This is a genomic window from Nocardiopsis sp. CNR-923, from assembly GCF_001942255.1.
Lineage (GTDB): Bacteria > Actinomycetota > Actinomycetes > Streptosporangiales > Streptosporangiaceae > Nocardiopsis.
The window spans coordinates 1-18,694 of record NZ_MKKC01000074.1; the positions used below are offsets into that span (position 1 = coordinate 1).

Annotated in this window: 10 protein-coding genes and 8 pseudogenes; 7 read left to right on the forward strand and 11 right to left on the reverse strand. The window is 71.9% G+C overall.

Annotation, left to right across the window (positions count from 1 at the left end; genetic code table 11):
- The 3 genes from BJF83_RS27855 to BJF83_RS09920 form a co-directional block, all read right to left on the reverse strand.
- Positions 1-335: hypothetical protein (locus tag BJF83_RS27855; protein ID WP_187347122.1), on the reverse strand; the 335-nt coding region annotated here is incomplete at its 3' end.
- A 454-nt stretch (positions 336-789) separates the two neighbouring features.
- Positions 790-2,019: an acyl-CoA dehydrogenase family protein gene (locus tag BJF83_RS09915; RefSeq protein ID WP_075926058.1), complete on the reverse strand. Its 1,230-nt coding sequence runs from the start codon at positions 2,017-2,019 to the stop codon at positions 790-792.
- A 206-nt stretch (positions 2,020-2,225) separates the two neighbouring features.
- Positions 2,226-3,665, reverse strand: a complete 1,440-nt coding sequence (locus BJF83_RS09920; RefSeq protein ID WP_075926059.1) for an XRE family transcriptional regulator — start codon at positions 3,663-3,665, stop codon at positions 2,226-2,228.
- A 217-nt stretch (positions 3,666-3,882) separates the two neighbouring features.
- Between BJF83_RS09920 and aceA the strand changes: the two genes are divergently transcribed.
- Both aceA and BJF83_RS09930 read left to right on the forward strand, forming a co-directional pair.
- A complete protein-coding gene (gene aceA, locus BJF83_RS09925; RefSeq protein ID WP_075926060.1) occupies positions 3,883-5,181 on the forward strand; it encodes an isocitrate lyase in 1,299 nt (432 codons plus the stop codon).
- 164 nt (positions 5,182-5,345) lie between these two features.
- A pseudogene (locus BJF83_RS09930) lies at positions 5,346-6,169 on the forward strand (CPBP family intramembrane glutamic endopeptidase).
- A gap of 170 nt (positions 6,170-6,339) precedes the next feature.
- Here the strand turns inward: BJF83_RS09930 and BJF83_RS09935 are convergent.
- A complete protein-coding gene (locus BJF83_RS09935; RefSeq protein WP_075926061.1) occupies positions 6,340-7,602 on the reverse strand; it encodes an MFS transporter in 1,263 nt (420 codons plus the stop codon).
- 166 nt (positions 7,603-7,768) lie between these two features.
- Here BJF83_RS09935 and BJF83_RS09940 point away from each other — a divergent pair.
- Positions 7,769-8,469 (forward strand): annotated as a pseudogene (locus tag BJF83_RS09940) (FadR/GntR family transcriptional regulator).
- 131 nt (positions 8,470-8,600) lie between these two features.
- On the opposite strand, the pseudogene BJF83_RS09945 reads toward BJF83_RS09940, so the two are convergent.
- Positions 8,601-9,394: pseudogene (locus BJF83_RS09945) on the reverse strand (RraA family protein).
- Positions 9,395-9,596: 202 nt separating this feature from the next.
- Entirely contained in the window at positions 9,597-10,505 is a 909-nt protein-coding gene (locus tag BJF83_RS09950; protein ID WP_075926090.1) for an Lrp/AsnC family transcriptional regulator, read from the reverse strand.
- Positions 10,506-10,993: 488 nt separating this feature from the next.
- Between BJF83_RS09950 and BJF83_RS09955 the strand changes: the two are divergent.
- Positions 10,994-12,519: pseudogene (locus BJF83_RS09955) on the forward strand (LCP family protein).
- A 281-nt stretch (positions 12,520-12,800) separates the two neighbouring features.
- Positions 12,801-13,585 (forward strand): annotated as a pseudogene (locus tag BJF83_RS09960) (hypothetical protein).
- 91 nt (positions 13,586-13,676) lie between these two features.
- Here BJF83_RS09960 and BJF83_RS09965 read toward each other — a convergent pair.
- Complete coding sequence (locus tag BJF83_RS09965; protein ID WP_075926062.1) at positions 13,677-13,886, reverse strand: dodecin; 210 nt, start codon at positions 13,884-13,886, stop codon at positions 13,677-13,679.
- 560 nt (positions 13,887-14,446) lie between these two features.
- Here BJF83_RS09965 and BJF83_RS09970 point away from each other — a divergent pair.
- Positions 14,447-14,662, forward strand: a complete 216-nt coding sequence (locus BJF83_RS09970) for a hypothetical protein (protein ID WP_075926063.1) — start codon at positions 14,447-14,449, stop codon at positions 14,660-14,662.
- Between the two features lie 101 nt (positions 14,663-14,763).
- On the opposite strand, the pseudogene BJF83_RS09975 reads toward BJF83_RS09970, so the two are convergent.
- A pseudogene (locus BJF83_RS09975) lies at positions 14,764-15,279 on the reverse strand (molybdenum cofactor guanylyltransferase); the annotation flags it as partial.
- A gap of 348 nt (positions 15,280-15,627) precedes the next feature.
- Between BJF83_RS09975 and BJF83_RS09980 the strand changes: the two are divergent.
- Positions 15,628-16,665, forward strand: coding sequence for a hypothetical protein (locus BJF83_RS09980; RefSeq protein WP_075926064.1), 1,038 nt, complete (start codon positions 15,628-15,630; stop codon positions 16,663-16,665).
- 122 nt (positions 16,666-16,787) lie between these two features.
- Here the strand turns inward: BJF83_RS09980 and BJF83_RS30465 are convergent.
- From BJF83_RS30465 to BJF83_RS09990, 3 genes and pseudogenes are all read right to left on the reverse strand, one after another.
- A pseudogene (locus BJF83_RS30465) lies at positions 16,788-17,596 on the reverse strand (RtcB family protein).
- A 76-nt stretch (positions 17,597-17,672) separates the two neighbouring features.
- Positions 17,673-18,203, reverse strand: a pseudogene (locus tag BJF83_RS30470) (RtcB family protein); the annotation flags it as partial.
- 63 nt (positions 18,204-18,266) lie between these two features.
- Positions 18,267-18,689 (reverse strand): archease, encoded by a 423-nt coding sequence (locus BJF83_RS09990; RefSeq protein WP_075926091.1) that lies wholly within the window; start codon positions 18,687-18,689, stop codon positions 18,267-18,269.
- Positions 18,690-18,694 lie beyond the last annotated feature (5 nt).

Here is an 18,694-nt window from a genome sequence, read left to right on the forward strand (position 1 = left end):
TCCTGCTCCTGGCCCTGCTCCTGCTCCACGGCCTGCTCCTGCTCCTGGTCCTGCTCCTGGTCCTGGTCCTGCTCCTGGCCCTGCTCCTGCTCCACCTCCTGCTCCTGCTGCTGGCCCTGCACGTTGGTGAGTTCGTTGACGTTGACGTTGGTGCTCTTCACCACGTTGTCGACCTCGATGACCCCGTGCTTCTTGATGTTGTCCTTGATCGAGATCGAGTGCTTCTTCTTCGGGGGGTGGTAGTCATAGTCGGCCAACGCGACAGACGGCGCGGTGAGAGCCACGGCCGGAGCAACGAAACCAGCGATGAGGACGCGCTTGATGGTCATCTGCATGTGGATTACCCCTTTCGGCAACGGGGCGGAATATCCGCACCCGATCCATTGGTCCGCACCCATCCCAACCGCCTCTTGGCCTCAGCGGGATATCCGTGGCGCCCCGTCGCACCGGGGATGCCACGGGCGCGGACCAGCGCCTTCTGATGGCAGCCTCCACCTCAGCGCACACCGGTCGAACACGCAAGGCATCTGTTACACCACCGACAGTATTGGCGGAATAACACAATGGCATGGGAATTCGTCGAATCAGGAGCGGCACGGATCGGGCCAGAAGAAGGGCACGCCGTGCTGACGGCAAAGGTGTAGGAAAGCCATACCGAACAGGGAACGGAAAACCTTGCGAATCCCCCGCTGTTCACCAAGGGAAAGTTCGCGCGGGGCAGGGGATTCGGCCGGGGAACACCGGGAACCCCCGGGGCTCAATTCCCCCGGGGGTTCCCGCGGCACGGCGTCAGCGGACCGGCAGACCCGTGATCGCGCGGCCGATGATGAGCTTCTGGATCTCGCTCGCGCCCTCGAAGATGGTGAAGATGGTCGCGTCGCGGTGCCAGCGCTCCACCGGGTACTCGCGGGTGTAGCCGTTCCCGCCCAGGATGCGCACGGCGTTCTGGGTGACGAAGGTGGCCGTCTCACTGGCGTAGAGCTTGCTCATGGAACCCTGCGCGTGGTCGAAGTCCTTGTCGTTGCGGGCCATCCACGCGGCGCGCCACACCAGCAGGCGAGCGGCGTCGATCCGGGTGGCCATGTCGGCCAGCAGGAAGGCCACGCCCTGGTTGTCGCCGATCGGACGCCCGAACTGCTCGCGCCGCGTCGCGTACTCCAGCGCGTACTCGTAGGCGGCTCGGGCGCAACCGACCGCCATGGCCCCGACCGTCGGACGTGAGGCCTCGAAGGTCTTCATCGCGGCCTGCCCCTTGGAGTGCTTTCCCTCACGGGCGCGGGCGAGCCGCTCGTCGAGCTTCTCCTTGCCCCCGAGCAGGCACGCACCCGGGACCCGCACGTCCTCCAGGACGACCTCGGCCGTGTGCGAGGCCCGGATGCCGTGCTTGGCGAACTTCTGCCCCTGGCTCAGCCCCGGCGTCCCCGGCGGCACGATGAACGTGGCCTGTCCGCGGGAGCCGAACCCGGGCTCCACCGACGCGACGACCACGTGGATGTCCGCGATGCCGCCGTTGGTGGCCCACGTCTTGGTCCCGTTGAGCACCCACTCGTCCTTGGCCTGGTCGTAGACCGCCCGCGTGCGGATCGCCGCCACGTCGCTGCCCGCGTCGGGCTCCGAGGAGCAGAAGGCGGCGAGCTTGACGTCGTCGGCCGTGCCGAACATCTGCGGCGTCCACTCCAGGACCTGTTCCTGGGTGCCGTTGGCGGCCACGGACACCGCGGCCAGGCCGGTGCCGGTGACGGCCAGGCCGATGCCCGGGTCACCCCAGTAGATCTCCTCGAAAGCGACGGGGACGCCCAGGCCGCTCGGCTCCAGCCACTGGTTCGCGAAGAAGTCGAGGGAGTACAGGCCGATCTTGGCGGCCTCCTGGAGGATCGGCCAGGGCGTCTCCTCCCGCTCGTCCCACTCGGCGGCGGCGGGGCGGATGACGTCGGCGGCGAACCCGTGCGTCCAGTCCCGGACGTCGCGGACGTCCTGGCTCAGTTCCAGGCTGAAGGCGGGCGCGGTGGCCTCACTCATGCGCTTACATCCTTCTGTGGTCCCTCCCGGGGGGAGGGTAGGCCGTTATATGTTACCAACGGTAACAGTCAGGCTCGGTCGGACACAATGCCCCCGCCCCCGCGGTGCGCGGGCGGGCCCGGCGAACGGCGGACCGCCCGAGCGTCGGCCCCGCGCGCGGGGCCGACGCGCACCCCGCGCGCGACCCGGCACGTCGTCCCGGCCGCTCAGTCCCGGCCGTGCTTCTCCAGGAAGGTGTAGACGTCGTGCTCGTCCACGCCCGGGAACGTCCCCGAGGGCAGGGCGGACAGCACGTGGGAGTGGGCGCGCGCCGAGGGCCAGACGTTGCCCTCCCAACGGGCGGCCAGGTCGGCGGGCGGCCGGACGCAGCACTCCCCCGTGGGGCAGTTGGACTGGGTGCGGTTGGTGGTCTCGCGGCCCCGGAACCAGCGCGACTCCTTGTAGGGCACGCCGAGGGTGATCGCGAAGTTGCGCTCCCGGCTGGGGTCGACGTGTGCCACGCACCAGTGCGTGCCGTTGGGCTTGTCGGTGTACTGGTAGTAGATCGAGTAACGGTCCGGCGAGGCGAAGACCTGCCGCCCCGACCACTGGCGGCACATGCGCTGACCCTCGATCGCGCCGGTGTCGTCGGTGGGAAAGACCAGGCCGTCGTTCTCGTAGGCCTTGTAGATGATGCCGGTCTCGTCGTTGCGGATGAAGTGGCAGACCAGGTCCAGGTGCCGGTGGGCCAGGTTGGTGAACCGGTGCGCGGCCATCTCGTAGGAGACGGAGTAGACGTCGCGCAGGTCCTCCACCGACAGGTCGCGGGCCTCCTTGGCCCCCTGCAGGTAGGAGACGGCGGTGGACTCGGGGATGAGCACCGCGGCCGCGAAGTAGTTGGCCTCGACGCGCTGGCGCAGGAAGTCGCCGAAGTCCGTCGGCTGCCGGTGGCCCAGGATCACGTGGCCCAGAGTCTGGAGCAGGATCGTCCGGGGGCTGTGCATGCCCAGGGTCGTCTCGCGCTTGAGGTAGATGCGCCGGTTGACGTGGTCGGTGAGGGAGCGCACCGAGCGGGGCAGGTCCTGCACGTACCTGAGGGTGAAGCCGTGGTGGGTGGCGATCGCCAGGATCTGCCCCTGGGAGAGGGCGCCCGCGGTGTAGTTCACGGCGGCGAGGGTCTCGGCGGCCGCCTTCTCGATGTGCTCGAAGTAGTTGCCGCGCTCGCGCATCTGGCGACGCAGGTCGGCGTTGGCCCGGCGCGCCTCCTCGGGGGTGGCGGTCGGCTTGGCGCTGCGGCGCTTGAGTTCGTCGTACAGGCCCACGATGTGTTCGAGCACGTCGTTGGGGACCCGCTTGCCCACCTTCAGGTGCGGAAGGTTGAGCCCCTGGTAGAGGGAGTCGCGCTGGGCCTCCTCGACCGCGATCTCCAACTGCGCGCGGCGGCTCGGGGGCTGCCTGGACAGGAGTTCCTCGACCGACACGTTGAGGGCGGAGGCCAGGGAGGTCAGGAGCGAGAGCTTGGGCTCGCGCTTGCCGTTCTCCAGCAGCGAGAGCTGCGAGGGGGCACGGCCGACGCGTTCCCCCAGGTCGGAGAGGGTCATTCCACGCGCGCGGCGAAGATGACGGAGTCGCTGGCCGAACGTGACGAGATCTAGGTCACCTGTCAAAGACGGTATTTCTTCAGCACCAAAGTACGCCATGCGTTCATAGTACGGAAAGAATCAAGCTTCTTCGCACGGATCCAGGTGGAAAACCCGTTGATCTTGCTCAAGAATCATAGTTACCGGCGGGGAACTTACCGCCCAGGGCTCACCCCCGGCCCTGGACCGGACCTCCCTCGACCGGTGCGAACACTTGGGGACTACACGTAAGGCGGGATCGAACATGGGCACGAGCGCTCGACGTCAGGAAGCCAGCGCCGCACTCCAGCGCGACTGGGAGACCAACCCCCGGTGGGCCGGTATCGAGCGCACCTACTCCGCCGACGACGTGGTCAAGCTGCGCGGCTCGGTCACCGAGGAGCACACCCTGGCCCGCCGTGGCGCCGAACGCCTGTGGGACCTGCTGCACACCGAGGACTACGTCAACAGCCTCGGCGCCCTCACCGGCAACCAGGCGGTCCAGCAGGTCCGCGCCGGTCTGAAGGCCATCTACCTCTCCGGCTGGCAGGTCGCGGCCGACGCCAACCTGTCGGGCCACACCTACCCCGACCAGAGCCTCTACCCGGCCAACTCCGTCCCGGCCGTCGTCCGGCGGATCAACAACGCGCTCCTGCGCGCCGACCAGATCACCTGGGCCGAGGGCGACGACAGCGCCCCCGAGTGGCTGGCCCCGATCGTCGCGGACGCCGAGGCGGGCTTCGGCGGCGTCCTCAACGCCTACGAGCTGATGAAGGCCATGATCGCCGCCGGCGCGTCCGGTGTGCACTGGGAGGACCAGCTGGCCTCCGAGAAGAAGTGCGGCCACCTGGGCGGCAAGGTCCTCATCCCGACGAGCCAGCACGTCAAGACCCTGAACTCCGCCCGTCTGGCCGCCGACGTCGCCGGCGTCCCGAGCCTGGTGATCGCCCGAACCGACGCCCAGGCCGCGACCCTGATCACCAGCGACATCGACGACCGCGACCGCCCCTTCATCACGGGCGAGCGCACCGCCGAGGGCTTCTACCGCTTCCGCAACGGCGTCGAGGCCTGCGTGGCCCGCGGTCTGGCCTACGCCCCGCACTCCGACCTGCTGTGGATGGAGACCGCGACCCCCGACCTGGAGGTCGCCCGCCAGTTCGCCGAGCGGATCAAGGCCGAGTACCCGGACCAGATGCTCGCCTACAACTGCTCGCCGTCCTTCAACTGGAAGCGCCACCTGGACGACGCGACCATCGCGAAGTTCCAGCGCGAGCTGGGCCACATGGGCTACAAGTTCCAGTTCATCACGCTGGCGGGTTTCCACTCGCTGAACTACTCGATGTTCAACCTGGCCAAGGGCTACGCCCAGAACGGGATGACGTCGTACGTCGAGCTCCAGGAGGCGGAGTTCGCCGCCGAGGCGCAGGGCTACACCGCCACCCGCCACCAGCGCGAGGTCGGCACCGGCTACTTCGACTCGATCAGCACGACCATCGCTCCCGAGGCCAGCACCACGGCTCTCACCGGCTCCACCGAGGAAGACCAGTTCTCAGCGGCTCACTGACGCTGGTCTTCGTTCCCCGACGTCTCCCTCCCCGCTTCGTGGCTGGGGCGGGGCGGGACGACCGTCCACCCCGGCCGTCGGCCGCGCGCGGTCCGTGTCACACGCGCGTGGCCGACGGCCTTCTCTTCGGCGGCGGCCGCGACACACGCCATAGAGTCGACACCGTGACTGACGAGACCCGCGAACCCGCCGCACTGACCTCGAAGGACGCGCCCGGAGCCACCGCCGACGCCGCCCTCCCCTCCCCGCGCCTGCTGCGTTGGGAGGTCGTGTGCGTCCTGGCCCTGTCCCTGGGCGCGGCCGCGGTGTCGGCGACCATCTCCTTCGTCGGCGTGCTGACCGCGCCGGAGTCCCTGGCCGAGCAGACCGCGACCCTGGTGCGTCCGCGCGCGACCAGCGGCCCTGGCTGGACCTGACCTACCAGCTCTACGCCGTGGTGTTCGCGCTCGCGCCCGTGCTGCTGGTCGTCCACCTCCTGCACCGCACCGGCGAGAGCGCCCGCACGGTGGGCTTCGACGTCCGCCGCCCGGGATTGGACCTGCTGCGCGGCGTCGCGCTCGCCGCCCTGATCGGATCGGGCGGGCTGGTGGTGTACGTGGTGTCCTGGCGGCTCGGCCTGACGGTCACCATCGACCCGAGCACCCTCGACGGCAACTGGTGGGACAGCCTGGTCCTGGTGCTCCAGGCAGCCAAGAACGGCGTGCTGGAGGAGGTGATCGTGGTCGGGTACCTGCTGCACCGGCTGGGCCAACTCGGCTGGTCGCCGTGGCGGGCGATCCTGCTCAGTTCGGTCCTGCGCGCCTTCTACCACCTCTACCAGGGCGTGGGCATGTTCTTCGGCAACCTGGTGATGGGCGCGGTCTTCGGCTGGTTCTACCACCGCTACGGGCGGGTGATGCCGCTGGTCGTGGCGCACACGGTCATCGACGTGGTGGCCTTCGTCGGCTCGGTGCACCTCATCGGCCGCGTCGGCTGGCTCCCCGTCTAGCGCGTGCCGCGGACACACACCCCGCCGCGCGCCCGGCCGCCGGTCGGGCTCGGACACGATCGGCTCGGCGTGCCCGAGCCGCCCGGGAGCGGCGACGTGGGTGTTCCTACCGGTCGGACCAGGGGGAGCGGATTCCCGGGTGGTCCTTCCGGGAAACCGGTGCGCCCGTCTCAGCCGCGCCGGCGCGCGGCGATGGCGTCCTCCAGGTAGCGGGGACGGCCCAGCAGCAGGCCCACGACCGCGTTCACCGCTACCAGGCCGAGCACCAGGAGCAGCGGAGCGCGCCAGCCGCCCGACACCTCGTGCAGCAGCCCGAAGAGGAAGGGGCCGGCCCCCGCCATGAGGTAACCCAGGCTCTGGCTGGACGCCGACATCGCGGCGGTGCCCTCGCCCGTGCGGGTGCGCAGCGCGAAGACGGTCAGGGCGTAGACGAAGCTGCCCATGCCCACACCGATGAAGGTCGTCCAGACCCACACCCCGGGCATGGGGGCGAACCACATGCCGCCGATCCCGATGACGTAGGCGGCGGCGAAGACGCCGACGAAGGGGCGCTGGTCGCGCGCGCGGGTGAGCAGCGTGGGCAGGACCAGGGACATCGGGATGCCCAGGGTGGTCAGGTAGGACAGGGCCAGTCCGGCGGTCTGGGCGTCCATGCCCTGGTCGCGGAGCATCTGCGCGTACCAGCCGAACAGGATGTAGGCGATCGAGGACTGCGTCCCGAAGTACAGCACGCTCTGCCAGCCGATGGCGGTGCCCAGGACGTCCCGCACCCCCAGGACCCGGCCCTTGCGTCCGCCGTGCTGGCCTCCGCGCAGGACCAGCAGCCACGGCAGGAGGGCGAGGACGCCGAACGCGGCGAAGGAGCCCAGGGCGATCCGCCAGTCCCCCGTGGCCCGCTCCAGCGGCACGGTGGCGGCTGCGGCGATGGCGGTCCCCGCCGCCAGCGCGGTGGTGTAGACCGTCGTCATCAGGCCGACCCGGTCGGGGAAGTGGTGCTTGACCAGAGCGGGAAGGATGACGTTGCCGATCGCGCCGCCGGCCAACGCGACGACGCTCAGCGCGAGGAACAGCCAGGGCTCGCCGACGGCGGCCCGGGCGGTGAGGCCGACCACGAGCGCCACCAGCGCGTAGACCATGAGGTGGTGGTCGCCCAGGCGGCGGGCGAGGGTCGGGGTGAGTCCGCCGAACAGGGCGAAGCACAGCACGGGCAGAGTGGTGAGCGCGCCCGCGCCCACGGCGGTCATGCCCAGGCCCGCCGTGACCTCGTCGAGCACGGGGCCGACGCTGGTGATCGCGGTGCGCAGGTTGAGCGCGGCCAGCCCGATACCCACCGCGACCAGCAGGGGAAACGCCCACCGGGGACGTGAAGGAGCGGTCTCCCGTGTCGGGTGACCGCTCGTCGAGGTGGTCGGGGGAGCTGGTGCGGCGCTCATGCGAACTGGCTCACAGATTCATAGGATGACCCAATGTACTTCATGAGGATAACGCATTGCCGATCGCCGACGATTCCTCGGCGCAACTGGTCTAAGCTCCCGCGTAACCGATCCGAACACGCACACTCGCCCTGTCATCCGGCGACCCGCCCCTAGGAGGTAACGCGTGCCCCTCGCCTCGACCCGCCGGACCGGTCTGGTGGACCAGGTCATCAGTCAGTTACGAGCGCAGATCGACTCGGGTGAATGGGGCGTCGGCGACCGCATCCCCACCGAGTCCGAGCTCTCCGACCTGCTTGAGGTCGGCCGCAACACCGTCCGCGAGGCCGTCCGCGCCCTCGCCCACGCGGGTCTGCTGGAGATTCGCCAGGCGCCGGGACCTTCGTGCGCGCCTCCAGTGAACTGGGCGGGGCCCTGCGCCGACGCCTGGAGCGCTCCCGGCTGCGTGAGAACCTGGAGGTCCGCCGCGCACTGGAGGTCGAGGCCGCGCGCCTGGCCGCGCTGCGCCACACCGACGAGGACATGGCCGACATCGACCGCGCGATGAACCTGCGAGAGGAGGCCTGGCGGGCGCGCGACATGAGCGTGTTCGTCGAGTCGGACTTCGCACTGCACCGGGCTGTGGTGAACGCCACGCACAACACCCTGCTCATCGACCTGTACGACGACATCGCCCAGGTGGTCTACGCGAGCATCGCGCACACCGCCTACGAACAGAACGACGAGGCGACGGGGCAGTCGTCGTCGGCGTCCGAGGGCATCGACCACTCCAAACTGGTCGAGGCCGTGCGCGCCGCCGACGCGACCGCGGCCGCCCGCGAGGCGACCTGCTACATCGACGAGCTGCTCTCCCTCACCGAGGAGTGAGACCGCGGCGGTCGCCGCTCACGAGGTCCCCAGGGCGTTCTCCCATCGTGTCCGCCGTACGGGGTCACGGCCCGGGTCGGTTCGCTCCCTCGCCGACCGGACCCGGGCCCTCGCCCGATGCCGCCAGTCCGCTACTCCCCGCCGTAGACGTCGCCCGCGACCCGTCGCGGCGCCACGACGCCCGGCCGCGCCCCCGAACGGCCCTCCGCGCCGCGCACGGCCTGGTCCCGGCGGGTCGTCCGGGACCGCGCGTGCCCGGACCCGCGCCGCGCGCCGCGGTCGGGCGCGCCGTCCCAACCCGCGACCCGGGAGGGGTCCAGCCCGAGCAGGTCCAGGGTGCTCTCGCCCGCGTGCACGGCCTCCACGAGCGCGCGGTCGCGCGTGATGCCGCTGACGGTGTCGGCGATGATCGTGCTCACCTGGCCGCGCGGCAGGCACACGACGCCGTCGTCGTCGGCGACGATCCAGTCGCCCCGCCGCACCGGCAGGGGGCCCGGACCGCCGGCGGCCGACATGCTGATCTGCTGGCCGACCGCGCCGCCGGCCTCGTGCCCGGCCTCGCGCACGGCGACCCCCGCGCCGAAGACGGGCAGCTCGCTGTGGGCGATGGCGGCGATGTCGCGCACGCAGCCGTCCAGGACGATGCCGACGACACCGCGCGTGCGGGCGGCGACGGCGATGATCTCGTCGACGTACCCGTACTCCGGCTCGCCCGCCACGTCCACGACCAGCGCCGACCCCGTCGCGCCTGGGCCACGGCCACGTGGATGGCCAGGTTGTCCCCCGGGACGCAGCGGACCGGGAACGCGGTCGCGGCGAACGCGGCCCCCGGCCAGACAGAGAACAGGTGGGTACCGAACGGCCGTGCGCCGTTCCTGGCCAGCGCCGCCGTGCCCGCCGCCGTCAACGTCCTCGCAAGCGCCACGTCAGCCTCCCACTACACCCGCGCCCGGTGCGGTCGGCTCGGGCCGACCCGTCTCTATACTCACGGGTAACTTAGGCGTGACGCAAGACATACGTCCCGGAAACACGTGAAAATGTTACCGGCGGTTACATTCAGGCTCGCGCCTGGCGCGCGGACCCGGGGCAACGCCCCGGGGACCGCACGCGCCGGGCACGGCCGAGCCTCAGATCGCCATCCACCCCACCGGCCGCTCGCCGCCGCGGCGCTCCTTGCGCACCGACAGGTGGTCCCACGTCTCCACGTGGGCGACCCCCGGAGCGACGCGGACCGCCTCCAGGCACTCCACCAGGTGGTGGCGGTCGGGGGCGGTGAGCGTCCCCACGACGTCGTAGCGTCCGAAACCGCTGGCCAGGAAGGACACCCGGGGCATGTTGGCCAGCGCCGCGCCGACCGTCTCGGCGTCCCCGCGGCACCGCAGGCCGAAGCCGAGCCGTTCGTTGGCGCCCACCGCCGAGGGCTCCACGATCGCCGTGACGTGCACGACGCCCGAGCTGAGCAGCCGCACCACGCGGGACCGGGCCGCCGCCTGGGACAGCCCGACCTGGCGCGCCAGGTCCGCGTAGGAGGCCCGGCCGTCCCGGAGCAGCTGGCGCACCAGCCGCCAGTCCAGGGCGTCCAGCTCCACGTCCCTCAGCTCCCGCACGCTGCTGTGCGCGTCCTTGAACACGGCGTTGGCGCGGAAGACCTCCGCCCCCTCCACTCCCGGCAGAGCGCGCAACTCGGCCAACTCCTTGGTCAGCGCGCCGTCGTCGGCCACCCGCACCTGCGCGACGGCGGGGAAGCGCCCCGCCGAGTGCGCGGCGAAGGTCACGGCCTCGCGCTCGTCCAGGGCCTCCATCAGCGGACCCACCGGGCCGCTGACCCTGAAGGACACGTGGCCCAGGACCTCCATGCCCACGACCCCGGCGTGTAGAACGCCCACGATCCTGATCGCCCCTGACTGCACGAGCTGACGGACTCGGGCGCGCACGGCCGTCCGGGACAGGCCGACCCCGTCGGCCAGTGCTTGGAACGTCGCTCTGCCGTCCCCCTGCAGCGCACGCATGAGCGCCGCGTCAACCGCATCGAGCACGATGGTGCCTTTCATTCCCATGACGCCGCCCTTCCCCCAGACGGCGCCCCCTCCTGCGGCCAGATCATCGCAGCTGTCGCGCCGGTTCACTACTGATCACGAAAGAAATCGGCTGTTTCACCCCTTCTATCGGCCCAAAAGCGCTACCCAACCCCCCAGCGACGACCTCCCCGCCACATAACAGACTTGTATAGAACATCCCTAATGAGGCGACCGCCGCGCACACAAGTCCGGCAAAGCGCCACACTGAACTGACGGGTACGAACCGTGCGTGCGAGGGGCACCCCCTCACGGCGGCGGAAAGTGCCCGTACAACTGGTCCAAGGGCGCGAACACGACCGGAACCGGAACGCGTCCTGGGATCGTCTACGTGACGGAGGCGTCCGGGTCGACCCCCGGGCGCGCGAGCGCGCCCTCCGCCCGAAACCGTGGCGGGCGCGACCGAACGGGGGTGGCGCCGCCGCCCCCCGGCTGGAGAGGAATCGCCGGTGGCAGCCGAAGAAGACCAGCGGGACCAGGCGCCCGCGCGGCCGAGCACGGGGCGTGCGCTGCTGTGGACCGTCGCGTCGCTGCCCCTGCCGGGCGTCGCCCACCTGCGGATGGGACTCCGGCGAGCGGGCACGGTGATCCTTGGGGCGTACCTGCTCGGCCTCGCCGGCATCGCGGGCTGGGCGGTGTGGATCGGCCTCCACGACACGAGTGCCGTGGCCGTCCTGGCGAGCCTGGCCGTGCAGAACCGCTGGCTCACCGGGGCCATGGTCGCGGTGTTCGTCGTGACGGTGCTGTGGCTGGCCGTCATCGTGCACTCCTGGGCCATCACCCGCCCCGTGGACGCCCCGGTCGGACGCCGCCTGCTCGGCGGCGCCGTCGTCGCCGTCCTGTGCCTGACGGTCGCGCTGCCCTCGGCCCTGGCCCTGCACGGCGGGTACACCACGCAGCGGACGCTGTCCGCGGTCTTCGGGGCTCCCCAGCCCGGCGACGAACCGCACGACGCCGCCGACCCGTGGAACGGCGCGGAGCGGATCAACGTCCTGCTCCTGGGCGCCGACGCCGCGCAGAACCGGTACGGCGCGCGCACCGACTCGATGATGGTCGCCAGCGTGGACACCGAGACCGGTGACACCGTGCTCATCGGGCTGCCCCGCAACCTGGAGAACGTCCAGTTCCCGCCGGACAGCGTGCTGGCCGAGCGCTACCCCGCGCCGTACGGCTTCGACGACCTGCTCAACGAGGTCTACCAGACGGTCACCGAGGAGCCCGACGTCCTGGCGATGAACCCGACCGTGGCCGACCCGTCCGCCGACACCCTCAAGACCGTGATCGGGTACAACATCGGCCTGGACATCAGGTACTTCGCGATGGTCGACATGATGGGATTCCGCGACCTGATCGACGCGGTAGGCGGCATCGAGGTCCTCATCGAGGAGCCCATCCCCTACGGCGTGCACGGAGGCGTCCTGGAACCGGGGCTGCGCCGCCTCGACGGCCACGAGGCGCTGTGGTACGGGCGTTCACGGGTCGGCTCCGACGACTACGGACGGATGGGCCGCCAGGGCTGCCTGATCAAGTACGTGGCCGAGCAGATCGACCCCGGGACCATCCTCACCAGCTACCGGCGGTTGGCGGGGGCGACCGAGCGCACGCTGAGCACGGACATCCCCCAGGCGAAGGTCCCCGCGTTCATCGAACTGGCGACGTGCTCGCGGGCGCCGGGACGATGAGCACCCTCCAGCTGTCCCCGCCGCAGGTGAACACGGCCAACCCGGACTGGGAGGCCGTGCGCGCCCTGGTCGCGGACGCCATCGGCGGACGGGGCGCCGGGGGCGACGCACTGCCCGCCCAACCCTCCCCTTCTCCCTCCCCCTCGGGTGAGGACGCCCTCATGGAGGAGGCCGCGCCGGAGGGCGACCAGACCGAGTGGCAGGAGTACACGGGGTTGAACGAGCCCTCCCCCGCCGACCCCGGCCGCCAGGTCGGGACCGACCCCAGCGACCTCGACGCCCTCTGCCCCTGAGCCTCGCCGGCCGAGGCGCGACGCACGGCCCCCTCTGGCCGGTTCCGGTCAGACGGGGCCGTGCGCGTTCGGCCGCCGCGCCCGCTTCCCCGCGTAACGGCGCAGGCGGGCGACGGTCACGCCGCCCCATCGCCGCTCCGGCCCGTGCCAGGGGACGGCACAGTTCACGGAATGAGTCGGCAACGGGGGAAATGCTCCGGACGCCTTCGCGGTTCACCGACTATTGGTGTGTCCGCGCCGGGTCCGGAGCCGGGCCCGGCCCGAGCGTGGAGGGGTGCGGGATGGCGGGTGCGACGCGGGGGACCGGCCGCCGCAACGGACTGATCCTGGCCGTGGCGGTCCTGGTGGCGTTCAGCGTCGTGGCCGTCATGACCGCGCGGTGGGTGCTGGAGCGGACGGGCGGTCAGGGCGTCTCCTCGCCCTGGGGACCGGAGTGCTCCGCGTGGGCGGGCGAGGAACGGTTCTCGCTGGACCGGGACCAGGCCCGTCGCGCGACCACCGCGGCGGCGGTCGCCGCCCAGGGGGAGGACGCCCCGGTCGAGGCGCCGGACACCAGTGACATCCCCGAGCCCGTGATGACGGTGTTGGCGGAGGGGCGGGGGGATTCACCAGCCCCTCGCTGACCTGCCGTTCCACCAACGAACCGGCCCTGGAGGTCCAGGAGGGGCTGGAACCGTCGGGCCTCACCTCGCGAGCCGAGGACCTCAGAATCGGCATGGAGGGCGTCTTCACCGGGCTGAGCCTGGGCGGGTACCGCCCCGGCGGGTTCGACACCGGGCACGGAGACGACTCCGCGCACTACGAGGGCCGGGCGATCGACGTCTTCTACCGGCCCGTCGGCGAGGACAACCGGCGCGCGGGATGGGTCATGGCGCACTGGCTGATCGCGCACGCGCCGGACTACGACGTGGCCGTGATCATCTTCGACGACCGCATCTGGAGCACCTCCTACCCGTCACTGGGCTGGCGCGCCTACGAGACCGGCTCCGACAACGAGATCCTGCGGCACCTGGACCACGTCCACGTCGACGTGCAACGGGGGGAGGAACCCTCCGAAACGGGCTGAGCGCGGCGCGGGACCGCCGCGCGGTGGGCGCCGACCGGGCGCGCCGAGGAGCCCCGGGCGCCGGGCCCGGGACCCCGGCGGGGCGCTCGGCTCAGTCGTCCAGGCGGAACCCGACCTTCATCCCGACCTGGTAGTGCGCGACGACGCCGTCCTCGATGTGTCCGCGGATCTCGGTGACCTCGAACCAGTCGAGGCCCCGGAGTGTGTTCGCCGCCCGGTCGATGCCGTTGCGGATGGCCTGGTCGACCCCCTGCGGCGAGGTTCCGACGATCTCCGTGACGCGGTACGTGTTGTGGGACATGAGCGACCCCCTGCGCTGTCCGTTGTCCGGTCGCGTGGACGCGACCCCCCGTTGTCCCTGCCTCCCCGCGTTCCCCGAACGCCACACCGAACGCTTCCGGCGCACGGGCGGGCGCCTGCCCGGCCGCCGCTTCGCTCTTGACCCTTTCCTGGCGTGTCGCCCACCGGCGACCGGCACGGGGCCGACCCGCCGCGGGCGCCGTTCCCGGACCTGGGGAACCGCCCTGCGACCGGACCGCGCAATGATGCCTGACCTGGGACTGAGGACCTCCGATTCGCGGGACTGTCCCGAGACAACGTCGTAACGCACTCTTGACGTACCCCCGGGGGCCTCGGTGTACATTGGTTTCTAGCGCTTCGGTCCCCCGTCGAAGCGCGCGGCGATGTTTCGAGCCCCCGTCGGAACATCGTGAGCGACGCCGGGTGGTTTGCCCCCGTAGCCACCCGGCGTCGCCCTTTTCCTCCTCTGCGACAGCATCGGTCCGCGCCGGCGTCGGCGACCACAACCGATCGTGACCGTGGCTTGACCATTCGGGCCGCACAATTCCCTGGGGGTCAGAATTGGGTAATCGGCCCGCGGAGCCCCGTTGTTCCCGCCGTGACTGCCACGCGGACGCCACCTGGGCGCTGGTGTGGAACAACCCCGCGCTGCACACCCCGGACCGCCGCAAGGTGTGGACCGCCTGCGACGAGCACCGCCAGTACCTGTCGAACTTCCTCGACGTCCGGGGTTTCCTGCGCGAGGTCGTGGCCATGGAGGAGTACCGGGAGCGCTGACCTCACCGGCCCGGGGAGGGCGGCGTCGGCCGGGCGGACGCCGCCGCCCAGATCGTCGGCCCAGCGGGCCGCGACCGCGTCCTCACCCCGGTCGCGCCGCTTTCGAGGTCGCGGCGGGCGCGGGCGAGGTCCTCGGGGGTGTCGCAGTCGAACTCCGCGCCGCCGTCGGCGAGCGCGACCGGGCGCGGCTCCAGCGGACCGAGAAGGCGGCGCAGCGACCGGCCCCGGTAGTCGGCGAGCGCGGCGCGCACGACGTCGGTGCGCCACACCCCCGTCAGCCACTGCTCACGGCCGTCCCCGTCCACGTACACGGATCCGGAGGCCGTCTCGTCGAGTGCCCCGACCAGATCGGCCAGGTGGGCGGCGGTCAGGCGCGGCAGATCGGCGGCGAGCAGCGCGAATCGGGGCGCGCGCACACGCGCGAGTCCCACGCGCAGAGCGGGCAACGGCCCGGCCCCGGGCGGGTCCTCCCGGACGTAGAGGGCGGCCGGGCTCTCCCGGGGCGGGCCGACCACGATGACGCGGGCGTCCTCGTCGTGGGCGCGGACCGCGTCGGCGACCCGTTCCAGCAGCGTGCGCCCCGCGACGGTCAGTCCGGGCTTGTCGGCGCCGCCCATGCGCCGGGCGGCGCCGCCGGCGAGGACGACCGCGTCGACTCCCCCTGTCGGTGTGCTGTCCACCCTCCCAGGATGGACCACGCGGCGCCACCGGCGCCGGTCGGCCCGGCGCACCAGCACCAGCACCAGCACCAGCACCAGCACGGAAGGCAACCGAAACGGTCCGCGCTCCGTCCAACCGGAGGACGCCCCGCGAGGCCACCGTCGGCCACGCCCGCCAGCGCCCCGTCGGTCCCGGACCCCGCCGGGGCCGAGACCGTGACGGGACCGCTTCGCCCCCGACATCATCGAGGTTCTCCCTTGCCCACGCAGGAACATGACGGAAACCCCCCGCACGAGGTCCGTGCGGTGTTCGATCCGAGCCTTCCCGACGAGGTTCGCGAGACCCTGTCGGCCGCACCCGACGCACTGCTCTCCGCCCGCGAACAGCCAGAGCGCCCAGGCTCCGGCGCCGCGGAGCGGAAGGAGCGCGCACCCCTGTCCACGGGAGGCAGGGTCTTCCTCGGCATCGCCCTCCTCGTCCTCACCGGACTGCTCAGCGGCGCCGTGCTGTGGCTCACCACGGCGCTCATGCCCCTGATCTGGTTGATCGCCGCGCTCCTGGCGCTCGTCGGCGTCATCATGGCCTTCCGAGCGGGAGGATGCTGGATCGGTCTGCTGTCGATCGTGCTCGTGGTGGCCGCGCTCGTCGTCGCGGACCTGCTCGGGAGCGCGGGTGTGAGCTGGCTGATCACGGGGGTCGTCGCCCTGCTGGGCGTACTCATCACACTCTCGGCGGTCCTCGGTGACGGCGCCAGGGGAACCGGGGGCTTCGGGATCGACGCCGCCGAGGCCGCGCGCCTGTACCACGACCGCTACGTGCTGCCCTCGGACCTGCGCGAGGCGGAACTGGGCCTGCTGCGGCGGGTGCGACGGGCCCGCCAACGCATCGAACCCGCTTCCCGGGAGCTCGGGGACGCCTTCGACGGGCTGCACGCGGACTTGGTCCTGCGTGAGCAGGAGTGGAGACTGGCCCGGCTCCTGCTCAAGCAGTCCCGCCTGCGCGCGGACCTGCACGAGCGTTCCCAGGAGGCCGTGTCCGACGTCGTCCGTGCCTCCCTGAGACCCCAACAGGACGCCGTCGACGCCTCGTGCAGGGCCCTGACCAGCCGGGTCGAAGCGATCGAGCCTACGGCGGCAAGATCGAACGAGCCGCGACCGCCCAGCGGGAATGGGTTCAGGTCGAGGCCAACGCGGCCAGGAACGACGAGTACGGCGAGCTGCTCGCGGAGGCGACCGCCGACCTGCCCGGGACCGACCACGTGCACGACGACGCGGAACTGCGGTCCGTGCGCGAGATCCGCGACGCCGCCATCCGTGAGGCTCTGGAGGCCGGTGAGTGGTTGAGCGACGCCGCCGACCCCGGCTGAGGCGCGGGCCGCCTCCCGAACCCGCCCGTGACGGCGCGCCCCCGCCGTGGGGCGCCGAGCCGGAACCGCCGGGCGACCGGGCTCCCGGCGGCGCAGGGCTCACCCCTTGACGACGCCCAGCGGCACGAGCCGGGCCACCCTGCGACACAGCCCCGCCCCGACGCTGGCGTCCACCACGTCGGTGACGTCCTTGTACGCGGACGGCGCCTCCTCGGCCAGCCCCTTCAACGACGTGCCGCGCACCGCGATCCCGTGCGCCTCCAGATCGTCCCTGAGCGCCCCGCCCCGCACCCGGCGCACTGCCTCGTGGCGGCTCATCACCCGGCCCGCGCCGTGGCAGGTGGAATGGAACGCCGCTCCGCCCGCGACACCCACCAGGACGTAGGAGGCGGTCCCCATCGTGCCCGGGATGAGTGCGGGCTGCCGACGTCGGCCAGTTCGGCCGGCAGGTCGGGGTGGCCGGGCGGCCACGCCCGGGTGGCGCCCTTGCGGTGCACGCACAGTCGGCGCCGCCGCCCCTCGACCACATGGGTCTCCACCGTCGCGAGGTTGTGGGACACGTCGTAGACGAGGTCGAGCCCGCAGCCGGCGCGGGCGTCGAAGGCCCGGCGGGCGGCCTCTCCGAGCATCTGCCGGTTGACCCGCGCGAAGTTGGTGGCCGCCGCCATCGCCCCGAGGTAGGCGCGCCCCTCTTTCGACTCGACCGGCGCGCAGGCGAGCTGGCGGTCGGGCACCTCGATCCCGTGGCGCTCCATCGCCCTCTCCATCGCGCGCACCTGGTCGGAGCAGACCTGGTGCCCGAGCCCGCGCGATCCGGTGTGGATCATGACGCAGACCTGGCCCGCGCGCAGCCCGAACGCCTCCGCGGCCCGCGCGTCGTAGACCTCGTCGACCGCCTGGACCTCCAGGAAGTGGTTGCCCGAGCCGAGACTGCGACCTGCCCGAGCCCGCGCTCGATCGCCCGGTGGCCGATCCCGCCCGGGTCGCGTCCGCCATCCGGCCGCCGTCCTCGCACCGCAGCAGGTCCCGCCGCACGCCGTGTCCGCGGTCCACCGCGTGGCACACCCCGCCTTCCAGGACCTCGCGGAGCTTGGCGGCGTCGGGCATCCGCCACACGCAGCCGCGTCTGAGACCGCGCGGGACGGCGTGGTCGAGCGCGTCCATGACCGGGCCGCGGCGCGCGGCGAACGCGTCCCGGTCCAGGTCGGCGGCCAGGAGCCGGACGCCGCAGGAGATGTCGAACCCCACCCCTCCGGGCGAGACCACCCCCGCCTCGGCCACGTCGGTGGCGGCGACGCCGCCGATGGGGAAGCCGTAGCCCCAGTGCATGTCGGGCATCGCGTAGGAGGCGACGACGATGCCCGGCAGGGTCGCCACGTTCGCGACCTGGTGCAGCGACTCGTCGGCCGCGGGGTCGGGCAGCAGCCGTCGCGACGCGAACACGATGCCCGGTACCCGCATCCCTCCCTCGCGTTCGAGACGGAACCGGTACGGGGTCTGTTCGGTGATGCGCATGACGCGCTCCCGGGTGCGTCGAAGGGCCCGCGATGTGCGGTCGGACCCGTTCCCGGACGGATGTCAGACGTCGACCGTCACGGCGCACCACCATCCCTCCGGGCCGCGCTCGCAGCGCAGCTGGTGCAGGGAGACGGCCTTGGGGACCGCGCCGACGGGCACGACCGCGTCGACGTCGGCCATCGCGAACCGCACCCGCAGGCCGGTGGGCGTGGCCCGCGCCTCGGTCGCGGTCGGGAGCAGTCCCCTGGTCTCCATGAGGTAGACGGCCTCGTCGATCACGGCGGCGAGGAGGTCGGCGTCGGTCGCGCCCTCCAGGTCGCGTTCGACGGTGGTCGTCGCGGGCGGCGGCCCGGCGCCGACGACGCTCTCCACCACCGCGGCCACGGCGTGCGCGACGCACTCCTCGCGGGTGGGCGCCCACGCCTGGACCCGCAGGTCCGCGGTGTGCGCGGCGGTCCGGTGACCGGCGTCCGTTCTCGGCATGGCCA

What these genes read in the sequence shown, in the direction of transcription:
- BJF83_RS09915 (WP_075926058.1), bottom strand. Translation starts at nt 2,019, where the DNA reads ATGAGTGAGGCCACCGCGCCCGCCTTCAGCCTGGAACTGAGCCAGGAC.
- BJF83_RS09965 (WP_075926062.1), bottom strand. Translation starts at nt 13,886, where the DNA reads ATGTCCCACAACACGTACCGCGTCACGGAGATCGTCGGAACCTCGCCG.
- BJF83_RS09990 (WP_075926091.1), bottom strand. Translation starts at nt 18,689, where the DNA reads ATGCCGAGAACGGACGCCGGTCACCGGACCGCCGCGCACACCGCGGAC.
- aceA (WP_075926060.1), top strand. Translation starts at nt 3,883, where the DNA reads ATGGGCACGAGCGCTCGACGTCAGGAAGCCAGCGCCGCACTCCAGCGC.
- BJF83_RS09935 (WP_075926061.1), bottom strand. Translation starts at nt 7,602, where the DNA reads ATGAGCGCCGCACCAGCTCCCCCGACCACCTCGACGAGCGGTCACCCG.